The following is a 5,739-nucleotide window of genomic DNA, read 5'->3' on the forward strand; positions in this document are numbered from 1 at the left end:
CCCCGCCGACACGCCCGCCGTCGGATCCACGCTCACCCCACGCTCAGGTACGAAGAGCCCGTTTCATGGTGTGTCCCAGCGACCGCAGTTCCTCGAGGCCCGTCGGGACACTGCTCTGGAGGCTGGTGATCAGCCGGGTCATGATCTTCTTCCCTTCGGCTGGTTGGTCGGCCTGGTAGGCGTCGATGACGCGTTGGTAGGCCTCCCAGCTGACCGCGAACGGGGTGTGGCAGTCCTGGTCGAAGACGTTCAGCAGCCGGAACCACTGCTTCTTTGTCAGCAGCGCGGCGCGGGTCCGTGCGATCCGGCGGATGCCGTAGAGCGGGTCTTGGGAGCGACCCCGGTGACCGAGGGTCTCTTGTTGGAGGCGTTGGCGGCAGCGGTCGAGTTTCTCCCCGGCCAGTGCGACGACGTGGAACGGATCCATCACGGTGGTGACATCGTCGATGGTCTCCACGGTGGCGGACTTGTAGCCGGTGAACCCATCCATCGCGACGATCTCGACGCCGTCACGAAACGATTCGGACTGCTGCTGGAGCCACTGCTTCAGCGCTTGCTTGGAGCGGCCCTCGACGACTGCCAACAGCCGGGAAGGGCCGGTGTTGGTCCTTGTCGGGGTCAAGTCGATGATCACGGTGACGAACTTGTCGCCGAAGCGGGTGTGGCGCCACACGTGCTCATCAACCCCGATCGTGGTGACCCCGTCGAGTCGGGTGGGGTCGTGGAACAGCAACTCGTCGGCGGCGGCGAGGATCGCGTCGCTGCAGGTGTTCCACGCGACCCCAAGGATCGCAGCGATCCTGGCGATCGAGAGCCGGTCGAGCACGATGTGCTTCACCGCCAGCGTGACGGCGTCTCGAGACAGCTTCCCTCTGGTCGGTGCCGCCGCGCACACGTCGTGGCGCCACACCCGACCACACGGCCTGCACCGGTACCTGGGGACGATGACCTGCAGGATCGTGGGTTTCCAACCGAAGGGCACGTGCGCCAACTTCCGCACCACCGTGTCATGCCGGGAGCCGGGACCCGCGCATGCGGGGCACGGACCCGCCGGCGTCGTGGGGGTGCAGACCAGCACGGAGTGATCCGGATGCACGATCTGATCCCTCACGGTGAGGCCGAGTCGATCGAGTCGGCAGAACGAATCCAGACATGGTGGGGTAGCGTTTCGCATCAGGGCCCTCGGGTTCTTCGGTGGTGATTAGACACCTTCATCCAAGCAACCCGGGGCCCCCTCACGACACCGCGCCATGCCAAACATCCCGACCATCGCCGACACCGTCGTCAGCTGACCATCCACCCTCATCTGTGAAGAGCCAACAAACCCCAAGACCAGCCGGTCTCGGGAGAACTCGCCCTCCACTAAACCCGGGGCGGTTCAACCTGACCACCCCCAGCGCCGCCCCTCCCGAAGGAGGGGCGGCGTTTTCGCGTTTCACTCCGACCAATCCACCAGATCGACAGCCGTCCACGCCGGGTCAAGCTGGATCGCCGCACCCCCAAAAACCCGCCGGTTATGCAACGCCGGCATCACCACCCGACGCCCAGGGATGCGAACGTCCCCGACGTAGCCACCCCAATAGGAGAACGTCGAGTTCGACCCCACCAACGTCGACGCCCCACACAGCACCCGCAGATGCTCAACCGCACCGGTCGGAACGAACGTCACGACCCCTGGCAGCCGAAGGTTCGCCCTGCACCAGTCCGGATCATCCGACACCACCGTCACCGTCCCGTCGAGCTCGAACCGCTCGAACGCGGCGTCGAGATACCGCTGATAGTTGAAGCCGTATTGGGCCCGGTGCTCGGGAACCGAGTAGTAGTCACCCCGCCTCACGTTCACGACCACACCCAGCTCAGGAACGCCTTCAAGGGCCCTGCTGGGCAGGAGTCTCGTCGCGACAAAGTTCTGGAGTTGACCACGGGTGAAGTCGACCCCGAACCCTTGGAATAGCCGGTTCTCACCCCACGACCGCTTGTCGATCAATCTCACCTGCGCTTGTTCGATGATGAGTTCACGGATGGCTGGGAACCTGTCGACCCAGGGCCGCATCGCGTCCGTGCAGAACACCCGGTAGTCATCGCCGGCGGCCTGCCTGATGTGGGCGTGGAGCCATAGGTAAAGGAAGTTCCCGAACCCGAGACCGACGGGCTGCGTCCACAAGATGCGCCGACTCCCGACCCTCAAGATTCTCGTCGCTGCACCCTTGGCTCGGTAGGCAAGGTCCCCCAGTCTCGTCATGTCACCTGATCGTACCGTTAGGCGGCGATATTCACGACGGCGGCCCGCAACCGCTCCGTCGACGTCGCCACATACAACTGCGTCGTCGTCAGCGACGCGTGCCCGAGGAGCTGCTGCACCACGACCAGGTCATGCGTCTGGTCATGAACCGCGGTCGCGAACCGGTGCCTGAGCTTGTGTACCGTCCACACCCCAGGCAACGCCCTCGAGGCCAGCTTCCCGACCCACGCCGCCGACATATGCCCCGACTGCCCACCCGGGAACAACCACCCCCCAGGCTCGCAGCGAATCCGCATCATAGCCGCCAACCCATCCGGCACCGGCACAACCCGAACCTTGCCGCCCTTCCCGTGGACGAGGAGCACCCACCCGTCCCGCGCCCGCGTCAGATCCGTCGAGTGGATCCGCGAGATCTCGCCACGACGCAACCCGAGCTCGGAGGCCAGCCGCAGGATCAGGCGGGTGCGGTCGTCGGCGTCGTCGAGGCCGACGGCGAGGTCACCTTCGGGGATCGGCTGCGGGTGTGGGAGGGACGGTTTCACCCTAGGGATCGCGGCCGCGATGTCGTGCCGGCCAACGAACGCAAAGAACGACCGATAGGAGGAGCGGTGGGTGCGGCGGGTCTCCCTCGACCACGACCGGCCCCCGATCCACACCATGAGCTCATCGAAGCTGATGTCGCCGGGGGCGACGTCGACGGCGCGGGCGAGTTGCGCGAGGTGGGCGCGGCGGAGGTAGACGGTCTCGTCGGCGAGGCCGGTGGCGCTGTCAGCGCCGCCTGAATACTGACCCCCAGGTGCCGAGCGAAAGTTGACCCCCTCGGTCAGAGTGAGGGAGTGATCAGCGTGGAGGATTGGGCCGAGATCAGACGGCTTCATAAGTCGGAGAAGATGGCGATCAAGGCGATCGCGCGCCAGTTGGGGGTGGCGAGGAACACGGTCCGGGCGGCGTTGTCCTCCGATGGGCCCCCGAAGTATGAGCGTGTGCCGGCGGGGTCGGTGGTCGATGAGTTCGAGCCGCAGATCCGGGCGTTGCTGTCGAAGACGCTGGGCTGCGGGATGAAATCCGGACCGCTTGATATTCATGTTTCAGGCTGCCTTGTTGGTTTCGTACCAGTCCTGCTCTGCCTCGTTCGGGGTACGATACTGAAGCGCGGAATGCAACCGTTTCTGATTGTAACGCAACTCGATGTAGCGTGCAATATCCCGGATAGCATGCCGCCGGGTCGGATACACGGTCCGATGAACCCGCTCCACTTTCAAGGTCGCATTGAACGACTCAGCCCACGCATTGATGCTCCTATAGTTGTCAACTCGCGATTTCGCCGGTTCTGGGGTCGGTCTTGACGAGGTGGTAGACCTCGCGGATGACGTAGCGCTTGAGGCAGCGGATGATGTCGCGTTTGCTCTTGCCTTCGGCGGTGCGTCGGGCGACGTAGGCGATCGTCGGCTCGTGGAATCTCATCCTCACGATGACGGTCCGGTAGATCGCGGCATTGAGCTGGCGGTGACCGCCATGGTTGATGCGATGCTTCCCGCTGGTCATGCCCGACCCTGTGGGGATGGGGCTGATGCCGGCGAGCTTCGCGAACGCGGCTTCGCTCTTGATGCGCTCGGGGTTGTCGCCGGCGACGATGAGGATCTCCGCGGCAGTGTCGACACCGATGCCGAACTCGTCCAGCAGATGCGGCGCCCGCCGGAGAACGAGTTGCTCGATCTGCTCTTCGAGCTCGGTGATCTCCTCATTGAGCGCGATCCAGCGTTTCGCGATCGACCGGAGCGCGTGACGGTTCGCGTCCTCCGGCGTTTCGAGCCCACGGGGCCGGAGCGCGGCGCAGTGACGGGCGATCATCTTCTGCGTCTTCCGCGCCGTCTCGCGTCGGAGATCCTCGGTAGCGTGGACGAGCATCGCTTTGAGGGTGACCATCGCTCCGGTGCGATCCTTGACCGCGGTGTCGTGGGCGACTTTCAGCTGCCGGATCATCTCGACTACGCCGTCGGCGCTCTTCGGGACCGCGGTCGCGAACCCCGCGAGGACCGCCCGGGCGGCGTTCTCCGCGTCGAGAGTGTCGGACTTGCCGTTCAGGCGCCGCAACCGACGATCCGGTCGCGAGACCTCGACGACCTTGTGATCGTTCCGGCGCAAGAACGAGGTCAGCGCGGCCCCGTAGGAGCCGGTGCCTTCGATGCCGAACGCGATGATCTTCCCGAACCCGCTCGCCCACTCCAGCAGTTGCTTGAAGCCAGCTGTATCGGTCGCGATCGTGAGGGTCGCGAGGATCCCGCCGATGGAGTCCATCACTGCGGCGACGTGGATGTGCTTGTGCGTGTCGACGCCGATCACGACGTGCCCGGAGCGGGCGGGCTCGACTGCGGTCATGTTCTTCGGTCCTCCTGCCGGTTAGCGTGGTGTCACGCTGTCGCCGGCGGGTGGACAGGACTGTCATGGGGACGCGTTGTCGAGACTGCTCCAGGCTCCTATCAGGTCACGCCCGATCCGGCGGCAGCGGTTACTGCGCGCCCGGCCGGAGGCTCGACAGATCAACGCCAAGGCACCCTGCGGGCCAATCATAAGCAAGGGTCAGAACGCTCCGGCCAGGACTTCCTCATCCTTGCGGGATGCGGCAGAAACAGACTGACAGTCATAGCATTATCCGGCTAATCGGCCTTGGTGCTGGGTTTGGCCGGGTAATGCGGTCAGTCGGCGGTGAGTCGGCGGAGTTGCGCGTCGTGGTGGCGGACGGTGTCGGCGAGGGTATGGACGGCTTGTCGGAGAGTTGCGAGTTCGTCGGTGATCGCGGTGATGTTGCCGTCCGGCGCGGTCTGCTGGTGGTGCTCGATGATGGCGCGGAGTTCGGGGTTGCGGTAGATCGTGGACCGGGAGATTCCGGCGTGCTCGGCGACCGCGGCGATCGTGATCGGGTGGCCGTCTCGGGCGAGGTCGGCGCAGGCTCGTTCGATCTGGTTCAGCGTGGTGCTGGTCATCCGGTCTGTGTCTCCGTGTCGGCGATGAGCGCGTCGAGGCGGGCGATGAGCTTCTGGTGGCGTTCGGCCTCGTCGATCCATCCTCGTTGTTCCGCGTCGCGGGCGAGAGCGTCGGCGTCGACGCGTTGCGCGGCGAGGATCGGCAGTGAGGAGGGTTCGGACCGGTAGGACGGGCAGTGCTCGCAGATGTTCGCGTAGCTGCATGCTCCCTGCGCGGGGGCGCGGAGGCAGAACCCGCCGGCCATGCGGGACTTCAGCAGCGGGGCGTCTTTCCAGTCGCGTCCGCCGGTGATGGCCGTGAGCGGCAGCTGGGTGCGCCCGCCGGTGTCTCCGGCAGCGGGGGCGGTGGTGTTCTGTTTCGCGAGGTCGAGGGCGCGTTCGTATTCAGTGCGGACGGTGTGGTCGAACAGGCGCCCGTAGCGGAGGCTCATCTCCGCGGACTGGTGGCCGAGGAGGGCCATGAGGGCTTGCAGGGAGACGCCGGCGTTGACCAGCGCGGTCGCGTAGGTGTGT

General features: G+C 65.6%; 6 protein-coding genes and 2 pseudogenes. 1 reads left to right on the plus strand and 7 read right to left on the minus strand.

The genetic code is table 11. The features are described 5' to 3' along the window. Positions 1 to 43: 43 nt before the first annotated feature. From Q1V87_RS12530 to Q1V87_RS12540, 3 genes are all read right to left on the minus strand, one after another. Entirely contained in the window at positions 44 to 1,174 is a 1,131-nt protein-coding gene (locus tag Q1V87_RS12530; RefSeq protein ID WP_300593414.1) for an ISL3 family transposase, read from the minus strand. 261 nt (positions 1,175 to 1,435) lie between these two features. Then, positions 1,436 to 2,242 (minus strand): alpha-1,2-fucosyltransferase, encoded by an 807-nt coding sequence (locus Q1V87_RS12535; protein WP_300593417.1) that lies wholly within the window; start codon positions 2,240 to 2,242, stop codon positions 1,436 to 1,438. A gap of 17 nt (positions 2,243 to 2,259) precedes the next feature. After that, entirely contained in the window at positions 2,260 to 3,120 is an 861-nt protein-coding gene (locus Q1V87_RS12540; protein ID WP_300593420.1) for a tyrosine-type recombinase/integrase, read from the minus strand. On the opposite strand from Q1V87_RS12540, the pseudogene Q1V87_RS12545 reads away from it, so the two are divergent. Then, positions 3,079 to 3,282, plus strand: a pseudogene (locus Q1V87_RS12545) (helix-turn-helix domain-containing protein); the annotation flags it as partial. The gene Q1V87_RS12540 and the pseudogene Q1V87_RS12545 sit on opposite strands and share 42 nt — an antisense overlap. Before the next feature lie 48 nt (positions 3,283 to 3,330). Here the strand turns inward: Q1V87_RS12545 and Q1V87_RS16315 are convergent. The 4 genes and pseudogenes from Q1V87_RS16315 to Q1V87_RS12560 all read right to left on the minus strand — a co-directional run. Beyond that, positions 3,331 to 3,537 carry an integrase core domain-containing protein gene (locus tag Q1V87_RS16315; protein WP_366945443.1) on the minus strand — a complete coding sequence of 69 codons (207 nt, stop codon included), beginning with the start codon at positions 3,535 to 3,537 and terminating at the stop codon, positions 3,331 to 3,333. A 13-nt stretch (positions 3,538 to 3,550) separates the two neighbouring features. Further along, complete coding sequence (locus tag Q1V87_RS12550; protein WP_125107665.1) at positions 3,551 to 4,621, minus strand: IS110 family transposase; 1,071 nt, start codon at positions 4,619 to 4,621, stop codon at positions 3,551 to 3,553. Between the two features lie 317 nt (positions 4,622 to 4,938). Continuing rightward, the gene (locus Q1V87_RS12555) at positions 4,939 to 5,226 is read right to left on the minus strand and encodes a DUF6262 family protein (protein ID WP_228178689.1); all 288 of its coding nucleotides are present in this window, start codon (positions 5,224 to 5,226) and stop codon (positions 4,939 to 4,941) included. After that, positions 5,223 to 5,739: pseudogene (locus Q1V87_RS12560) on the minus strand (integrase); the annotation flags it as partial. The pseudogene Q1V87_RS12560 and the gene Q1V87_RS12555, both read right to left, overlap by 4 nt.

Source organism: Microbacterium sp., from assembly GCF_030149085.1.
Lineage (GTDB): Bacteria > Actinomycetota > Actinomycetes > Actinomycetales > Microbacteriaceae > Microbacterium.